At 65.2% G+C, this 16,620-nt stretch carries 20 protein-coding genes and 1 pseudogene; all 21 read right to left on the bottom strand.

Annotated elements, in window-relative coordinates:
- Positions 1-4 precede the first annotated feature (4 nt).
- Positions 5-427, bottom strand: a complete 423-nt coding sequence (locus tag ACRARG_RS03390; protein ID WP_432688570.1) for a YNQ4 family lipoprotein — start codon at positions 425-427, stop codon at positions 5-7.
- Positions 424-2,454, bottom strand: a complete 2,031-nt coding sequence (gene nuoG, locus ACRARG_RS03395) for an NADH-quinone oxidoreductase subunit NuoG (RefSeq protein ID WP_432688571.1) — start codon at positions 2,452-2,454, stop codon at positions 424-426. Before nuoG ends, ACRARG_RS03390 begins: the two co-directional genes overlap by 4 nt.
- Positions 2,455-2,652: 198 nt before the next feature.
- Positions 2,653-3,054: a DUF5333 domain-containing protein gene (locus ACRARG_RS03400; protein ID WP_432688572.1), complete on the bottom strand. Its 402-nt coding sequence runs from the start codon at positions 3,052-3,054 to the stop codon at positions 2,653-2,655.
- 166 nt (positions 3,055-3,220) lie between these two features.
- Positions 3,221-3,340, bottom strand: a pseudogene (locus tag ACRARG_RS03405) (DUF3291 domain-containing protein); the annotation flags it as partial.
- Positions 3,331-3,702 carry a hypothetical protein gene (locus ACRARG_RS03410; protein WP_432688573.1) on the bottom strand — a complete coding sequence of 124 codons (372 nt, stop codon included), beginning with the start codon at positions 3,700-3,702 and terminating at the stop codon, positions 3,331-3,333. The pseudogene ACRARG_RS03405 and the gene ACRARG_RS03410, both read right to left, overlap by 10 nt.
- Before the next feature lie 20 nt (positions 3,703-3,722).
- Complete coding sequence (locus ACRARG_RS03415) at positions 3,723-4,196, bottom strand: hypothetical protein (RefSeq protein ID WP_432688574.1); 474 nt, start codon at positions 4,194-4,196, stop codon at positions 3,723-3,725.
- Positions 4,197-4,199: 3 nt separating this feature from the next.
- Positions 4,200-5,495, bottom strand: coding sequence for an NADH-quinone oxidoreductase subunit NuoF (nuoF, locus tag ACRARG_RS03420; RefSeq protein WP_432691308.1), 1,296 nt, complete (start codon positions 5,493-5,495; stop codon positions 4,200-4,202).
- A 4-nt stretch (positions 5,496-5,499) separates the two neighbouring features.
- Positions 5,500-5,739, bottom strand: coding sequence for a DUF5337 domain-containing protein (locus ACRARG_RS03425; protein WP_432688575.1), 240 nt, complete (start codon positions 5,737-5,739; stop codon positions 5,500-5,502).
- A 10-nt stretch (positions 5,740-5,749) separates the two neighbouring features.
- Complete coding sequence (locus ACRARG_RS03430) at positions 5,750-6,553, bottom strand: helix-hairpin-helix domain-containing protein (RefSeq protein WP_432688576.1); 804 nt, start codon at positions 6,551-6,553, stop codon at positions 5,750-5,752.
- A gap of 24 nt (positions 6,554-6,577) precedes the next feature.
- Positions 6,578-7,807 carry an NADH-quinone oxidoreductase subunit E gene (locus tag ACRARG_RS03435; protein ID WP_432688577.1) on the bottom strand — a complete coding sequence of 410 codons (1,230 nt, stop codon included), beginning with the start codon at positions 7,805-7,807 and terminating at the stop codon, positions 6,578-6,580.
- The gene (locus ACRARG_RS03440; RefSeq protein ID WP_432688578.1) at positions 7,807-8,091 is read right to left on the bottom strand and encodes a hypothetical protein; all 285 of its coding nucleotides are present in this window, start codon (positions 8,089-8,091) and stop codon (positions 7,807-7,809) included. Before ACRARG_RS03440 ends, ACRARG_RS03435 begins: the two co-directional genes overlap by 1 nt.
- Before the next feature lie 40 nt (positions 8,092-8,131).
- Positions 8,132-8,419 (bottom strand): hypothetical protein, encoded by a 288-nt coding sequence (locus ACRARG_RS03445; protein ID WP_432688579.1) that lies wholly within the window; start codon positions 8,417-8,419, stop codon positions 8,132-8,134.
- Positions 8,416-9,636: an NADH-quinone oxidoreductase subunit D gene (locus ACRARG_RS03450; RefSeq protein ID WP_432691309.1), complete on the bottom strand. Its 1,221-nt coding sequence runs from the start codon at positions 9,634-9,636 to the stop codon at positions 8,416-8,418. The genes ACRARG_RS03445 and ACRARG_RS03450 overlap by 4 nt, the downstream gene beginning before the upstream one ends.
- Complete coding sequence (locus ACRARG_RS03455) at positions 9,636-10,244, bottom strand: NADH-quinone oxidoreductase subunit C (protein ID WP_432688580.1); 609 nt, start codon at positions 10,242-10,244, stop codon at positions 9,636-9,638. Before ACRARG_RS03455 ends, ACRARG_RS03450 begins: the two co-directional genes overlap by 1 nt.
- 10 nt (positions 10,245-10,254) lie before the next feature.
- Positions 10,255-10,776, bottom strand: coding sequence for a NuoB/complex I 20 kDa subunit family protein (locus tag ACRARG_RS03460; protein WP_432691310.1), 522 nt, complete (start codon positions 10,774-10,776; stop codon positions 10,255-10,257).
- Between the two features lie 71 nt (positions 10,777-10,847).
- A complete protein-coding gene (locus tag ACRARG_RS03465) occupies positions 10,848-11,213 on the bottom strand; it encodes an NADH-quinone oxidoreductase subunit A (protein ID WP_432688581.1) in 366 nt (121 codons plus the stop codon).
- A gap of 233 nt (positions 11,214-11,446) precedes the next feature.
- The gene (locus tag ACRARG_RS03470) at positions 11,447-12,232 is read right to left on the bottom strand and encodes a crotonase/enoyl-CoA hydratase family protein (protein ID WP_432688582.1); all 786 of its coding nucleotides are present in this window, start codon (positions 12,230-12,232) and stop codon (positions 11,447-11,449) included.
- A gap of 24 nt (positions 12,233-12,256) precedes the next feature.
- Positions 12,257-13,114: a hydroxymethylglutaryl-CoA lyase gene (locus ACRARG_RS03475; protein WP_432688583.1), complete on the bottom strand. Its 858-nt coding sequence runs from the start codon at positions 13,112-13,114 to the stop codon at positions 12,257-12,259.
- A gap of 3 nt (positions 13,115-13,117) precedes the next feature.
- Entirely contained in the window at positions 13,118-13,783 is a 666-nt protein-coding gene (locus ACRARG_RS03480; protein WP_432688584.1) for a glutathione S-transferase family protein, read from the bottom strand.
- Positions 13,780-14,439 carry a glutathione S-transferase family protein gene (locus ACRARG_RS03485; RefSeq protein ID WP_432688585.1) on the bottom strand — a complete coding sequence of 220 codons (660 nt, stop codon included), beginning with the start codon at positions 14,437-14,439 and terminating at the stop codon, positions 13,780-13,782. The genes ACRARG_RS03480 and ACRARG_RS03485 overlap by 4 nt, the downstream gene beginning before the upstream one ends.
- Positions 14,436-16,370, bottom strand: a complete 1,935-nt coding sequence (locus tag ACRARG_RS03490) for an ATP-binding protein (protein ID WP_432688586.1) — start codon at positions 16,368-16,370, stop codon at positions 14,436-14,438. Before ACRARG_RS03490 ends, ACRARG_RS03485 begins: the two co-directional genes overlap by 4 nt.
- Positions 16,371-16,620: the final 250 nt, after the last annotated feature.

The raw sequence follows: 16,620 nt of genomic DNA on the forward strand, positions 1-16,620 counted from the left end.
GTCCTCACACCGTCGGTATTCCGTTTGCCTTGCAGTCCGCGACCGTCACTTCCGCGTCGATCGTGCGGGTCCCGGCGGGGATCGCCGCCGAGATGGTATAAATCGCATCTGCCTGCCAAGTGCCAGCCACTTCGGCAGTTTTTGTGCGCAGATGTCGCGCGAATCCAAAGCCCCGGATCAGCGCATACTGGGCGGCGGCGCAATCGGCATAGCCGATGACATCCTGTTCGGAGCCTGCCCCCCGCATATTGACGTGAAACGCCACCAGATCGTCGGCCAGCAGCCGGGTTTCGACCGCACCGTAGCTGCGCGGTTCCGCCGTTGCCGGACGGATAGGCGCCGCGCGCGAGACCTCCTCCGCGCCGGTGCAGCCTGCCAGCATCATTGCCAGCATCGGGCCCAAGGATATGAGGGCGCTGCGGATCACTCCGCCGCCACCGGCTGCTTGAGCCGCGCCGCGACGCCCGCCGAGAGCTCTGCCATCAGGGCAGAGGCGCGGGCGATGGGGTTGGTCAGGTAGTGATCCTTGACGGCGCTGACGAAGGTCGCGTCGCCAAGTTTTCCGGTTTCCAGCGGGGTCCAGCCGTTCTCCGGCACCATGTCGATGCCCTTGAGATGCGGGACCTCTGCGATCAGCGCCTTACGCAGCTGCGCTAGGCTGTCAAAGGGCAGTGTCTTGTCCAGTTCGGCAGACAGGGCCCGCAGGATCGCCCAGTTTTCCTTGGCCTCGCCCGGGGCGAACCCGGCGCGCAGCGCCAGCTGGGGCCGGCCTTCGGTGTTGACGAAGAGCCCGTTTTCTTCGGTATAGGCAGCGCCCGGCAGGATGATATCCGCGCGATGCGCGCCGCGGTCGCCGTGGGAGCCCTGATAGATGACCGTCGCACCGGGGGCGATGTCCACCTCATCGGCGCCGAGGTTGTAGATCACCTCTGCGCCTTCGAGCGCGGCAGAAAGGCCACCTTCCGTCACGGCCCCGACATCCATCGCACCAACGCGCGACGCGGCCGTGTGCAGAACCAGAAGCTTCGCGTTCTCGGTCTTGTCGACAAGCGCCATGACAGCGGCCAGCACGGCCTCGCCATCTGCTTCCTGCAACGCGCCCTGCCCCACGATAAAGACCTTGGGCTTGGCAGCGTTCGGGTGGTTCGGATCGCGATCCTTGTCCAGCACCATCTGCAACGCGGCGCGGTCAGTTCCGATCTGGTCGTAGTCGTAGGTCAGGTCGACTGCGGGACCGATATTCCCGACCAGCGCACCGTTGATCCAAGCCTTACGGATGCGGGCGTTCAGCACGGGGGCCTCGGTCCGCGGGTTGGTGCCGATCAGCATGATCATCGAGGCGTCCTCGATATCCTCGATCGTCGCGGTCCCGACATAGGCGGAGCGGTTGCCAGCGGGCAGCTTGGCCCCGTCGGTCCGGGATTCGACCGTACCGCCCAGCGACGTGATCAGCGTTTTCAGCGCAAAGATCGCCTCGACCGGGGCCAGATCGCCGATCAGACCGGCAACCTTCTTGCCCTTCATCGCGGCGGCGGCAGCCGTCAGCGCCTCCGGCCAGGAGGCCGGGCGCAGCTTGCCGTTCTCACGGATATAGGGCTTGTCCAGCCGCTGGCGGCGCAGGCCGTCCCAGACGAAGCGGGTCTTGTCGGAAATCCATTCCTCATTCACCCCGTCATGGTTGCGGGGCAGGATGCGCATCACTTCGCGGCCCTTAGTATCGACCCGGATGTTCGACCCGAGCGCGTCCATGACGTCGATCGTCTCGGTCTTGGTCAGCTCCCACGGGCGGGCGGTAAAGGCGTAGGGTTTCGACACCAGCGCGCCCACCGGGCAGAGGTCGATGATATTGCCCTGCATATTCGAGTCGAGCGTCTGGTTGAGGTAGGAGGTGATCTCCGCATCCTCGCCACGCCCGGTCTGGCCCATCTGGTGGATGCCCGCGACCTCGGTCGTGAAGCGCACGCAGCGGGTGCAGGAGATACAGCGCGTCATGTGGGTTTCGACCAGCGGGCCGAGGTCCAGATCGTCCGAGGCGCGCTTGGGTTCGCGGTAGCGGGAGAAGTCGACGCCATAGGCCATCGCCTGATCCTGCAGGTCGCATTCGCCGCCCTGATCGCAGATCGGACAATCGAGCGGGTGGTTGATGAGCAGGAACTCCATCACCCCTTCGCGGGCCTTCTTCACCATGGGCGAATTGGTCTTGATGACCGGCGGGGCACCTTCCGGCCCGGGGCGCAGATCCTTGACCTGCATGGCGCAGGAGGCGGCGGGTTTCGGCGGGCCGCCCACGACCTCGACCAGACACATCCGGCAATTCCCGGCGATGGAAAGCCGTTCGTGATAGCAGAAGCGCGGCACCTCAATTCCGGCCTCTTCGCAGGCCTGAATCAGGGTCAGCCGGGGGTCAACCTCGACCTCTTTGCCATCGATGATGATCTTGCGAAGGTCAGACATGGTCTCTCACTTTGCTCTCGTATTGGTCCCGGCACGGGGCCGGAGTATGCGTTGCGGCCAGTCCGCCGGCCTGTCCACGGGCCTGTCCCCGCGCCTGCCCGTAATCCCGCGACGGGGCCCAGTTCAAGGGCCAATCCGTGACGGATGCGGCGCAGCCGGGCCGAAGCCCGGCAGCAGGGGATATGACAGCGCGACCGGTCACTTCAGAAAGGCCCCGATCTGGCTGTTGGCCGCGATTTCCTGTTTGCCCAGAACGCAGAGGTTGGCCTCTACCTCGGGGTCGAGCCCCTTCTGGCGCATATAGGCCTCGCCCATGGCGCGCATCCGGGCCTTTTCGTCATCGCTTCTGACGTAGGCTTTGATCTCGTCATCGGTGTAGCCCATGTCCTTCGCCTTGATCCGCAGATCATTCAGGAAGGCCAGACCTTTCAGGGTGCGGCGGCCAATGTCGTCGCATTTGTCGCTGATCTCGATCGCCATGGCGACAGAGAACATGGGGCGGTCAATCTCCGCCACGTCACGCAGCGGGATCTTGGCCAGGGCGGCGCCCGCTGTCAGCGCGACAAGGGCGGTGGTGGCGATCATGGTCTTCAGATGCATGGGGTTGCTCCCTTCCTTGCATGCAGAGGAGGCCGTGCTGGCCTCCCATCTGCTGCGCAGATGGGTGCGGGGGTGGAAGTTATGCAATAACAACCGGCCCAACGCCCTGATATGACGCCCGAAAATCTCACTCTGTCGCCACCCGGAAATTGTGCTGCTGCCAGAGCCCCAAACCATTGATCCGGTCGGGCGCGCCGATGAACTCAGGCACGCGCGGATCATCGGTCGGCGCGATCCCACGCCCGACATTCAGCTCCGCCAGATGATGTCCGGGTTTCACAGCCATCCCTTGCACTCCCCGCTCAGGACCAGATCGCCCTTGGGTGTCAGCGGCAGGGCCGCGTCATCGACATCCGGACTGACATCCCAGTCTTTTTCGGACAGGCCGAACTGTTCGATGCAATATTCATTGGCCCGGTGACGCGCGGCTTCGCGGGCGCCGGTCAGGCTTTTGGTCGCATCCGTCACGGTCACGGAGAACCGCTCGCGGTTTTCCTTATCGGAGGCCAGTTTCACCCGGTAATACTGACCGTCAAAGGCCGGACGATTACCCCAGAAGCCCTTCTTGCCAAAATCGCGAACGCCGCTGCAGGCCGTGAGCGCAAGCGAGGCGGCGGCCAGCAGGGTAACGGTACGGACAGTCTTCATCGGGCGATCCTTGCGCGCGGTCATTTGCAGACCCCCATCAGGGTCCAGGCGCCCTGCGTGAGGTATCCGGCGCCGAAATATTTCGTGCTGTCGACGCGGGCGATGGGACGGGCCAGCGCCGTGGCCTTGGCCGGGGTCCAGCCGGGCCGGTCGACGCAGCCGGCAGAGGCCGCCGCAACGGCGTTCTCATGATCGGCCTCCGTCATCGGGATGCCATCAGCGCGGGAGATCCGCAGCGCCGGCGCGCCGCCGCCTTCGATGGTGAAGGGGGCGGAGACGCGCGGGCCCAGAACCCAAGCATCCGCAGCCCGCCCCGGCGGGGAGGCCAGCGGCAGGAAGCTAACGTCATAATCGCCCTCATCGATATAGACGCGGGTCGTCCCGGCAGACCGGTTGATCCAGTTATCGCGCATCTGATCCCTGACGGCACAGCCGGACAGGGCGATAACAGCGGCGCCGAATGTGGCGCAGAGATATGTGCGGTGCAGGCTCAAGCCTTACTCCGCCGCCAGAACGGCGGTGCCGTCGCGCTTGATCTTGATCCGGTCCTCGATCACGTCGCGGAAGTTGCGGATCAGGCCCTGGATCGGCCAGGCGGCGGCGTCGCCAAGCGCACAGATCGTGTGGCCCTCGACCTGCTTGGTCACATCCCAGAGCATATCGACCTCTTCCACCGAAGCCTCGCCCTTCATCAGCCGTTCCATCACGCGCATCATCCAGCCGGTGCCTTCGCGGCAGGGGGTGCACTGGCCACAGCTCTCGTGCTTGTAGAATTTCGACAGCCGCCAGATTGCCTTGATGATGTCGGTTTGCTTGTCCATCACGATGACCGCCGCGGTGCCCAGGCCAGAGCCCAGCTCGCCCCGCAGGTAGTCGAAATCCATGATGGCGTCTTTCATCTTCTCCCCGCGCACGCAGGGCACGGAGGAGCCGCCGGGGATGACCGCCAGAAGGTTGTCCCAGCCGCCGCGGATGCCGCCGCAATGCTTCTCGATCAGCTCCTGGAAGGAGATCGACATGGCCTCTTCAACAACGCAGGGGTTGTTGACATGGCCGGAGATGGCAAACAGCTTGGTGCCCGCGTTATTCTCCCGCCCGAAGCCAGCGAACCACTCGGGGCCACGGCGCAGAATGGTCGGCGCGACGGCGATCGACTCGACGTTGTTTACCGTGGTCGGGCAGCCGTAAAGGCCCGCACCGGCGGGGAACGGCGGCTTCATCCGGGGCATGCCCTTCTTGCCTTCAAGGCTCTCCAGCAGCGCGGTTTCTTCACCGCAGATATAGGCCCCTGCCCCGTGATGCAGGTAGAGGTCGAAATCCCAGCCGGATTTGGCGGCGTTCTTGCCCAGAAGGCCTGCGTCGTAGCATTCGTCGATGGCGGCCTGCAGCGCCTCCCGCTCGCGGATATATTCACCGCGGATGTAGATGTAGCAAGCATGGGCATTCATCGCGAAAGAGGCGATCAGGCAGCCTTCGATCAGCGTATGCGGATCGTGGCGCATGATCTCCCGGTCCTTGCAGGTGCCGGGTTCGGATTCGTCGGCATTCACCACCAGATAGGCGGGGCGGCCATCGGATTCCTTGGGCATGAAGGACCATTTCAGGCCGGTGGGGAAACCCGCCCCGCCCCGGCCGCGCAGGCCGGAGGCCTTCATCTGGTCGATGATCCAGTCGCGTCCCTTCTGGATGATGCCCGCTGTGCCATCCCAATGCCCACGGGCCTGCGCACCCTTCAGGGTACGGTCATGCATGCCGTAGATATTGGTAAAGATGCGGTCCTTGTCATTGAGCATCATGCTACCTCAGCTCTTCCGAATTCAGGGCACGCCGCAATTGCAGCAGTCGCCAGATGTTCACGAAAATCCAGACGAAGGCTGCCAGTGCAGCCAGATCGATCAGGAAAACAAACCGCGCCTGACCACCCATGCCGGCCACCAGCGTGGTGCCCAGATACCAGACGACTACGGTGGCCGCGATGGCCAGCCCGACAATCCGGCTTTTGCGGGCATAGGCCTGTTCGGTCTGCGCGCGGTTCATTCATTCGTCCTCAGTACACGCCGCCCTTGTCGACGCGTTTGGAAAATTCCGTATCCCCGCCGGCGGCGAGGGTTTTGGCCTGATCCAGCCAGTTGTCGCGGCTGACCCGGCCCTTGAAGCCCTTCAGGTTCTGGTCGACCCAGGCGACCTGTTCCGGCGTCCAGGCGGCGATCTGGTCAAAATGGTAATAGCCCAGACCGTTCAGCATCTGCTCCAGCTTGGGGCCAACGCCTTTGATGCGCTTCAGATCATCCGCGCCGGTGTCGCGCGGCGCGCTCAGGCCCTCGGGCTTGGCAGCTTCGCCGATGGCGGTGGAGGCCGTAGCATCCGCCGTCACTGGGCGCGGCGCGGGGGTTTCCTCCGGTGCGACCGGGTTTTCGCCCGCCGGGGTGGCCTCATCTGTCACAACGTCTTCGGCAACAGGCGATGGCGTATCAGCAGGTATTTCAGTCGTGTCCGGCGTCGGTTCAGCCTGGGGCGCCGACAGCGGCTCTGCGGCAGGTTCGGAGGCGGCGGCGGTCGCCTGCGGCGCTGCGGCCGGGACATCGTTGGGCGCGGCGGAAGACATGGGCGCGGCAGGTGGCGCGGTGACCGCGTCTCTGGATTGATCCGCAGGTGTCACCGACGGCGTTTCGGCCGTTTCGGCCCCGGCAGAGCAGAGGAATTTCAGCAGTAGGTAGCCCACAACAAGCGCAATGATCACGGCAAGGATCAACGCCAGCAGAATGGCCAGCCCCGGACGCATCAGCCAATAGCCAACCAGCCCGGCGATCACCGCCAGAATCCAACATACAAGCTTGCAGTTCTGTCCCATTGCGTCCGTTCCCCGTCGTTACTCTTACTCGTACACGTCGCCCTTCTTGACCCGGGCGGCGAATTCCGTCGTCCCGCCGGAGGCCAGGATGGCGGCCTGGTCAATCCAGTTGTCGCGGCTGGCACGGCCCTTGAACCCTTTCAGGTTCTGGTCGATCCAGGCCAGTTCTTCCCCGCCCCAGGCGGCGATCTGATCGAAGTGGAAGATACCGAGGCTGTGCAGCAGGTCCTCAAGTGCAGGGCCGACGCCCTTGATCTGCTTGAGGTCATCCGCCCCGCCGTCGCGCGCGGCGTCAAGGCCGGTGGGCTTGGCCCCCTCGCCCGTCGCAGCGGTGACGCTGGGCTTGCCAGCGGCGGCGGCGGCCAGTGCGCCTTCCTTGTCGCCGGCCTTGCCGGCATCGGCCTGGGTGCCCTTCGGCTCTTCCTTGGACTGCGGCTTGGCGGTGGAGGTGGCGGGTGCCTCCTGCTCTGTCACGCCGGTCTTGTCAGCGCTTTTTCCAGCCGCGGGGCGCGGTTCTCTGGTCTTGTTGGCGGATTTGGCGCCGGAGCCCGTCTGCCAGGGCGTCAGGAGCGGCACTTCGGTGCCGTCGATCCGCTTGACCGTATCGCCGATATCCGTCGCCAGCGCGGCGGAGGCGTTATACTGCGTCCGGCCGCTGTCATAGTCCTGCAGCGAAGTCAGGCCCTTGAGCGGCTCGGCGGCATAGCGGCCGTTCTGCGGGCCCGGAACCGGCACCTCGCCCTGACCCAGCCGGGTCAGGATGTCGCGCAGTTTGTCGGCGGTCAGGTCTTCGTAATAATCTTTGCCGATCTGTGCCATGGGCGCATTGGCACAGGCACCGAGGCATTCGACCTCTTCCCAGGAGAACTTGCCATCCTCGGACAGCGCATGCGCCTTGTCGGCAATCATTTCCTTGCAGACGCCGATCAGGTCCTCTGCCCCGCAGATCATGCAGGACGTCGTGCCGCAAATCTGAACATGTGCAACAGACCCAACGGGTTGCAGCTGGAACATGAAGTAGAAAGTCGCGACCTCAAGGGCGCGGATATAGGCCATGCCCAGCATCGCCGCGATATGTTCGATCGCCGGCCGGGTCAGCCAGCCTTCCTGTTCCTGCGCGCGCCAGAGCAGCGGGATGATCGCGCTCTGCTGACGGCCTTCGGGGTATTTGGTGATCTGCGCTTCGGCCCATGCCTGATTGGCGGGCGTGAAGGCGAAGCTTTCGGGCTGATCCTTGTAAAGACGACGCAGCATCAGGCACAGGCCCCCGTTTTCAGTTGCACAGACCCATCCTCCAGTTTGACGGCCTGCTGAACGCCCAGCTTGTAGGCGGTCATCTCAAGCACCTGTTCACGGGTCATGCCGGTCTGAATTTCCACCGGCAGATAATCTTTGTCCGACCGCAGGTTGCAACCGATCGACGCGACCGCATCGTCATAGGCCGTCACCGCATCCTGAGGCACGCCCTGCGGCGGCATCGCACAGGCGGCCAGAGACAGCACCGCTATCCCTGCAAAGACTTGATTTGCTAACCCCATAAACGCTCTCCTACGTCTGGACCGGCATCCATCCGGCTTTTCAGCAGCCGGGGGTTCCGACCAGGGTTACATGACCGCCCGCATCCTTAGAGCGGACCTTACCATCGGAATAGAGCTGGAGGAGGTCGTAATCCCCTGCCCGCTCCGTGCCGCCGTGCGCGGCATAAATCTTGTCCCAGTCCGCAGCCGAGACTGTACAGCCCAGCTGCGCGACGGCCTTCACCACGGCATGCAGCGGGCTGGATTTCGGCTGCGAGCCGAGCCAGTCGGCAAAAGCCGGGCTTGCCGCGCCGAGGGCCAGCAAAAAGACCGGCACGCTCCGGTTCACCGGTCAATCTCCCCAAACACAATATCCAGCGTGCCGATGATCGCCGCCACATCCGCCAGCTGGTGGCCCTTGGCGATGTGATCCATCGCGGCCAGATGCGGATAGCCCGGTGCGCGCAGCTTGGCGCGGTAGGGTTTGTTGGTCCCATCGGAGACCATGTAGACGCCGAATTCCCCCTTCGGGGCTTCCACGGCCGCGTAGACTTCGCCGGCCGGAACCTTGAAGCCTTCGGTATAGAGTTTGAAATGGTGGATGAGCGCCTCCATCGAGGTCTTCATCTCACCGCGCTTGGGCGGCGTGAACTTGCCGCGGGCCAGCACGTCGCCCTGCCCTTCGGGTTCGCGCAGCTTGGCGATGCACTGCGTCATGATCGCGGCGGACTGGCGCATCTCTTCGACCCGGCAGAGGTAGCGGTCGTAGCAGTCGCCGTTCTTGCCGACGGGGATCTGGAAGTCGAACTCGTCGTAGCATTCATAGGGCTGGGCACGCCGCAGATCCCAGGCAAAGCCCGAGCCGCGCACCATGACGCCGGAGAAGCCGTAGTTCTGGATGTCTTCCTCGGTCACGATGCCGATATCGACGTTGCGCTGTTTGAAGATGCGGTTTTCCGTCAGCAGGTTGTTCAGGTCGTCGATGAAGTCGTGGAACTGCGGCAGCCAGGCTTCGATATCGTCGATCAGCTTGGGCGGCAGGTCCTGATGCACGCCGCCGGGGCGGAAATAGGCCGCGTGAAGGCGGGCACCGCAGGCACGTTCGTAGAAGATCATCAGATCTTCGCGCTGCTCGAACCCCCAGAGCGGCGGGGTCAGGGCGCCGACGTCCATCGCCTGCGTGGTGACGTTCATCAGGTGGTTCAGGATGCGGCCGATTTCCGAAAACAGCACCCGGATCAGGGACGCGCGGCGCGGCACCTCGATGCCGCAGAGCTTTTCGATGGCCAGACACCAGGCATGTTCCTGGTTCATCGGCGCCACGTAATCGAGGCGGTCGAGATAGGGCAGGTTCTGCAGGTAGGTCCGGCTTTCCATCAGCTTTTCGGTGCCGCGGTGCAGGAGGCCGACATGCGGGTCGCAGCGCTCCACGATCTCGCCGTCCAGCTCAAGCACAAGACGCAGCACGCCGTGAGCCGCCGGGTGCTGAGGCCCGAAGTTGAGGTTGAAGTTGCGGATCTTCTGCTCGCCCGTCTGGGCGTCGCCGAACTGGTTGGAGCCGTCCATCATTTCGCCTCCTCCTTCTTCTCATCGCCCGGCAGCACGTATTTCGCGCCTTCCCAGGGGGACATGAAATCGAACTGGCGGTATTCCTGCACCAGCTTCACCGGCTCATAGACGACGCGTTTCTGCACTTCGTCATAGCGGACCTCGGTATAGCCGGTGGTCGGGAAATCCTTGCGCAGCGGGTAGCCGCGGAACCCGTAGTCGGTCAGCAGGCGGCGCATGTCGGGATGGCCGGAGAAGATGATGCCGAACATGTCGAACACCTCCCGCTCGAACCAGTTGGCGCCGGGATGGACGGTGGTGATCGTGGAGATCATCTCGTCTTCGCGCAGCGCCACCTTCAGGCGGATGCGGTGGTTCTGATACATCGACAGGAAGTGGTAGACCACGTCGAACCGCTTGGGCCGTTCGGGGTGATCGACCGCCGTGATATCCACGAGGGTGGAGAAGCGGCAGGTCGTGTCGGTCTTCAGGAATTCCACAAGACCCACGATATTGGCCGGCGTAACCTCGACGGTCAGCTCGTCCAGCTTCACATCCCATCCCAGGACGCAGTCCGGGCGCTTCATTTCGATATGGGCGCCGAGTTCCTTCAGGGCTTCGCTCATCGCTGACCTCTTAGCGGGTGATCGTGCCGGTACGGCGGATTTTGCGGGCCAGCTGCATGATCCCATACAGCAGCGCCTCGGCGGTCGGGGGGCAGCCGGGGACGTAGATGTCCACGGGCACGATCCGGTCGCAGCCACGCACCACGGAATAGCTGTAGTGATAATAGCCGCCGCCATTGGCGCAGGAGCCCATGGAGATGACGTAGCGCGGCTCCGGCATTTGGTCGTAGACCTTGCGCAGCGCGGGGGCCATCTTGTTGGTCAGCGTGCCGGCGACGATCATCACGTCCGACTGGCGCGGGGAGGCGCGGGGCGCGATGCCAAAGCGTTCGGCGTCGTAGCGTGGCATGGAGGTGTGCATCATCTCCACCGCGCAGCAGGCCAGACCGAAGGTCATCCAGTGCAGCGAGCCGGTGCGCGCCCAGTTGATCAGATCCTCGGTCGAGGTCAGCAGGAAACCTTTGTCCTGCAATTCGCGGTTCAGCGCGGCGGTGGCGTAATCCTTGTCCGCGCCGGCGTCGTTCACGGCCATTGCCGACGGGCCGGATTTCACACGCGGTGTCTGGGTGAAGTCACCCTGAACCGGCGTCACTTCCTTCTGGTTCACTGCCATTCCAGCGCCCCTTTCTTCCATTCGTAGGCGAAGCCGATCGTCAGAACGCCGAGGAAGACCATCATGGACCAGAAGCCCACCATGGAAATGTCCTTGAAGGCCACCGCCCAGGGGAAGAGCATCGCAATTTCGAGGTCGAAAATGATGAAGAGGATCGAGACGAGGTAGAAGCGGACGTCGAATTTCATCCGGGCGTCGTCGAAGGCGTTGAAGCCGCATTCATAGGCCGACACCTTTTCCGGATCCGGGTTGCGGACCGCGATGATCAGGGCGGCAACAATGAAAACAAGGCCCAATCCAATTGCAACTGCGAGGAAAACGATAATGGGAAGGTATTCCCTGAGCATCTCTTCCACGTGGATGGCTCCTTTCGATGTGGGCGGGTGAGGCGTCTAAGCACCTGACCGGGCTATGTGCGGTTTACTCCCGACCCATGTCATGGTCAACCAAAGCGCCTCACATTCAAAAAATATTATGCTGCGGATGCGGGGAAGCGTGCAGCCGCAGCAAACATTTAGATACAAGGGGTTCACGGCTCGTTACCCGAGAAAAAGACTCGGAAATCCGGACGTCGCGGCACCCCGCGGCGTCAGCGCTGCCAGGAGGGTTTCTCCCTGGCGAAGAAGGCGCCGATCCCCTCCGGCGCCTCTGTCCCTTCCCAGCAGGCGACCAGCTCTCCGATCGAATGTTCGATGATCTCCGGCGTGATCGGGGGGCCGAGGTGACGCAGCAGCGCCTTGGCGCGGGCGACGGCACCGGGCGCGGTGTCAAGATAGGGGGCGACTTCGGCCTCGACCGCCTCGTCCAGCGCCTCGGCGGGGACGACCTTTGACACCAGCCCCAGCTCCATCGCCTCGGCCGCGTCAAAGCGGCGGCCGGACATGAAGACGCGGCGCGCCCTGCCCTCGCCCATGCGGGCGGCGACATAGGGGCCGATGGTCGCCGGGATCAGGCCAAGCCGCGTTTCGGTCAGGGCCATCTGCACCGTATCGGCGGCGATACACATATCGCAGACCGCCGCCATGCCGACGCCGCCGCCAAAGGCATTGCCCTGAAGCCGCCCGATCAGCGGTTTCGGCATCAGGTTGAGCGCCTGCAGCATATAGGCCAGCGCCCCCGCCTGACGGCCGCGTTCAGCGGGCGGCGCGTCGAACTGGTCGCGCATCCAGCCAAGGTCGCCCCCGGCGCAGAATGTCCGGCCTTCTGCGGCGAGGATCACGACGCGGACCGCCGGATCGGCGCCAAGCGCCTCTGCCGCAGCATGAATCTCCGCGATCATCTGCGCGTTCATCGCATTGTGTTTGTCGGCGCGGTTGAGGGTCAGCGTGGCGACGCCGCGCGCATCCGTGGCCGTGGTGATGGTGTCATAGCTCATGGGGACCTCCTACCGGCGACGGGTTTAAGATGGGCTGCGCATGGCCCGGGCCATGCCGGCGGCGGCCAGCAGGACCGCGCGGTCCAGCCCGGTGTCATAGCCTAGCGATACCAGCCGGTCGTGCACGGCTTCGGTCGCCACATTGCCGGCAGCGCCCGGTGCATAGGGGCAGCCGCCCAGCCCGCCCACTGCCGCGTCGAACACCCGCAGCCCCTTTTCCAGCGACACTTCGATATTGGCGAGCGCCCGGCCAGCCGTGTCGTGGTAATGGCCCGCCAGACGGGCCGCCGGGATCTCCTCCAGCACCACATCCAGCATGGTGCCGATGCTTTCGGGCGTGGCCTGCCCGATCGTGTCGCCCAGGCTGATCTCGTAACAGCCCATGTCGCGCAGGGCGGCGGCCACGCGGGCCACGGCCCCCGGCGGCGTCGGGCCGTCATAAGGGCAGTCCGTCACGCAGGAGATATAGCCGCGCACGGGCAGCCCCTCCTCCATCGCGGCCTGAGCGACGGGGGCGAAACGTTCCAGGCTTTCGGCGATGGAGGCGTTGATATTGGCCTTGGAAAACCCTTCGGAGGCAGAGCCGAAGATCGCCACCTCGTCCGCGCCCGCCGCCACCGCATCGTCAAACCCGCGCATATTGGGGGTCAGCGCGGCAAAGCGCACACCCTTTGGCCGGGCAATCCCCTGCAGCACCTCGGCAGAGCCCGCCATCTGCGGCACCCATTTCGGGCTGACAAAACTAGCGCATTCGATACGGCGGAACCCGGCGGTCGCCAGCAGATCCACCAGCGCGATCTTGTCGGCGACGGTGATCTCGCCCTTTTCATTCTGCAGCCCGTCGCGCGGGCCCACTTCGAAGATCTCGACCGTCGCGGCCATCTGTCAGCCCTCAACTGCCGGGTAAAAGTCCTGCGCATAGAGCCCGGTGCCCGGCAGCGGCAGCGCCTCGGCAAAGGCGGGGCGTTCGGTGATGCGCTGATACCATTTCGCCGTCTCCGGGAACTCGTCGAGCCGGGCGAAGAACCGCCCCAGATAGACCGCCTGCCCCACTGCGATATCGGCGGCGGAAAAGCCGGAGGTCAGCAGGTAATCGCGATTTTCGACCGGGGTCGACAGGCGCCCCTCGATCGCGGCATAGCATTTGGCCAGCCGCGCCGCCTCCAGCCGCGTCACGATGGGCGATCTGGTGGCCGGGTCGCGCAGGGCCACATGTTGCTGGGTCAGTGCGGCAGCGTGTTGGGTGATGGTTTCCGCGAAATGCAGCCAGACCAGCCAGTCGGGCCGGTCGAGATCGCCGATGAGCCGCCCCAGCCCGCGCTCCGGATAGCGTTCGCAGAGGATCTCGGTGATCGCGCCGCTTTCGTGGTAGCTCTCTCCATCCATTTCGATGGCAGGCACTCGGCCAGCCGGGGAAATCGTCAGGTATTCCGGCGATCTCAGTGATTTGTCGAACGGATGAGGGATGACCTGAAAAGGTGCCTCCAGCTCCTTCAGCAGCCAGAGGATGCGCATCGACCGCGTCTCGGGGCTGTGGTGGAGCGTGATCAAGCGGAGACCTCGTAGAAATCCTGTTTGTAGAACTGCTGTTCGCCTTCCAGCGCCTGCGCGGCCTTGTAGGCGGGACGTTCGGCCATGCGGGCGGCATAGGCGGTCAGATTGGGGAAGTTCGCGAAATCGACGTAGCGCCGGGCCGCGTCCATATTGAACCCGTTCATCGTATCGGCGGCGGAAAAGCCGGAGGCCAGCATGTGATCCTGCCCCTTCAGCCGCGCCTCCAGCGGCGCCAGAACCGCCATCAGCCGCCGCGCCTCGATCTTCAGCACGGTGGGCGAGCGGTCGTCAGGGCTGCGCAGGAAAAGCCACTGCAGGTTCAGATTGGCGAGGATATGGGCCACGGTTTCAGCGTAATGGACCATCTCCAGAAAGGCCACCCGCTCCGGATCGCCGGGGGCACGGCCCAGCCCGTGCCGGGGCCGCGTCTCACACAGGTATTCGGTGATCGCGCCGCTTTCATAGATCGTCTGACCGTCGATCTCCAGCGCGGGCACGCGACCGGCCGGGGAGTGTTCCAGATACTCCGGCTGGCGCAGGGAACCGTCGGTGATCCAGTAGGATTTCAGCTCCGGCGTGATCCCCATTTCCTGCAGCAGCCAGAGGATGCGAAAGGACCGCGACCCGGCGATATGGTGCAGCGTGATGCTCATTCCTCGTCCTCCAGCCTGATCAGCGGCGCGCCCGCCTCCACCTGCGCACCTTCGGATACCAGAACCTCGGCCACAACCCCGTCTCTGGGGGCCGTGAGCCCATGCTCCATCTTCATCGCCTCCAGCACGGCGAGGCGATCCCCGGCGCTGACCGTCTGACCCGGCGCGGCGGTCAGCACCTTGACCAGCCCCGGCATCGGCGCCTCGATCAGATTACCGCCCGCCGCGACGGTGGCCCGGTCGAGCGGGTCCATGGCGGTGAAAGCCTGCCCATAGCCGTCGAAGACCGTCACGGTCTGGCCGCTCAGCTGATGCGCCGGGGCGGCCTGGCCGTTCAGCCGCCAGCCGCCCGCATACTGGGCCTTAACGACCGTGCCGTCGGGCAGCGTCACACGATGTTCCGGGCCGGTTACCGTCTCGACACTCAGGGTGATCTCCGCCTCGCCTTGCCGCATCTGAATATCGCGCCTGAGCCCGCCCCAGAGGGTGAACCCGGTCAGCGGCCCCGGCACCGCATCCAGCCCCAGAAGCACGAGACCGGCCCAGGCGATGGTCCCGGCCTCCGCCTGCGGGGGCGTGCTGAGGCCTTCGATATCGCGGCCGATCAGCCCGGTATCGACCTCCCCCGCCGCAAAGCCCGGATGCCCGGCAAGCGCGCCCAGAAAGGCCAGGTTGGTCACCGTGCCCGCCACCCTGGTGTCCCGCACCGCCGCGCCAAGCTTGGCCAGCGCGATCTCCCGCGTCGGCCCATGCGTTATGATCTTCGCAATCATCGGGTCGTAGAAGGGAGAGATCACATCGCCGGCCCGCACCCCGGTATCCGCCCGCGCGCCCGCCGGGAAATCCAGTGCGGTCAGACGCCCGGTAGCCGGCAGAAACCCGGCAGGCACATCCTCGGCATAGAGCCGCGCCTCAAAGGCATGGCCTCTGATCACCAGCTCTTCCTGCCGGGCAGGCAAGGGCTCGCCCGCGGCCACACGAAGCTGCCATTCCACCAGATCGACACCGGTGATCGCCTCCGTCACCGGATGTTCGACCTGCAGGCGCGTGTTCATCTCCATGAACCAGAACCCGTCGGGCCGGAGCCCGTCAGAGCCGTCGACGATGAACTCGATCGTCCCCGCCCCGCTGTAGCCGATGGCCTCCGCCGCGCGCACGGCGGCGGCGCCCATGGCCGCGCGCATCTCCTCAGTCATACCCGGGGCGGGCGCCTCTTCGATCACCTTCTGATGGCGACGCTGCAGGGAACAGTCGCGTTCGAAGAGGTGGATGGCCCGGGTGCCGTCGCCAAAAACCTGCACCTCGATATGGCGCGGCTGTTCGACAAATTTCTCCACCAGCACATCGGGATTGCCAAAGGCGGTGCGCGCCTCGGACCGGGCGCTTTCCAGCGCGCCCGCAAAATCCGCCGCGCGCTCGACCAGCCGCATGCCCTTGCCGCCGCCCCCCGCCACGGCCTTGATCAGCACGGGATAGCCGATCTCCGCCGCCGCCGCGCTCAACACGTCAGGGGACTGATCGGCGCCATGATAACCCGGCACAACCGGCACCCCCGCCTCCGCCATCAGCGCCTTGGCGGCATCCTTCAGCCCCATCGCCCGGATGGCCCGGGCCGAGGGGCCGACAAAGACCAGCCCCGCCGTCTCCACGGCCTCGACGAACTCCGGGTTCTCCGACAGAAAGCCATAGCCCGGATGGATCGCCTGCGCGCCGCTCTCCTGCGCGGCGGCAATGATCCGGTCGCCCCGCAGATAGCTCTCCGCCGGGGCACTGCCGCCGATATGCACCGCCAGATCGGCCATCTCCACATGGCGCGCGCCCCGGTCAGCATCGGAATAAACCGCCACAGAGCGCAGCCCCATGGTCCGCGCTGTGGCGATGATCCGGCAGGCGATCTCGCCCCGGTTCGCAATCAGGATCGTGTCGAACATTCGCTCTTCCCTTCCCGGCAGCCCCTGCCGTCACGCGCCCTCTTTCCCTCTTCATCTTGGCCGAAATACTCCGGGGGGAGACGGCAGGGCCGCAGGCCCGGACGGGGGGGGGGGGGGGCCCCCCCCCCCCCCCCCCCCCCCACCCCCCCCCCCCCCCCCCCCCCCCCCCCCCCCCCCCCCCCCCCCCCCCCCCCCCCCCCCCCCCCCCCCCCCCCCCCCCCCCCCCCCCCCCGGTCGCCACCCGCGCCAG

The organism is Pseudooceanicola profundi, from assembly GCF_050897955.1.
Classification (GTDB): Bacteria; Pseudomonadota; Alphaproteobacteria; order Rhodobacterales; family Rhodobacteraceae; genus Pseudooceanicola.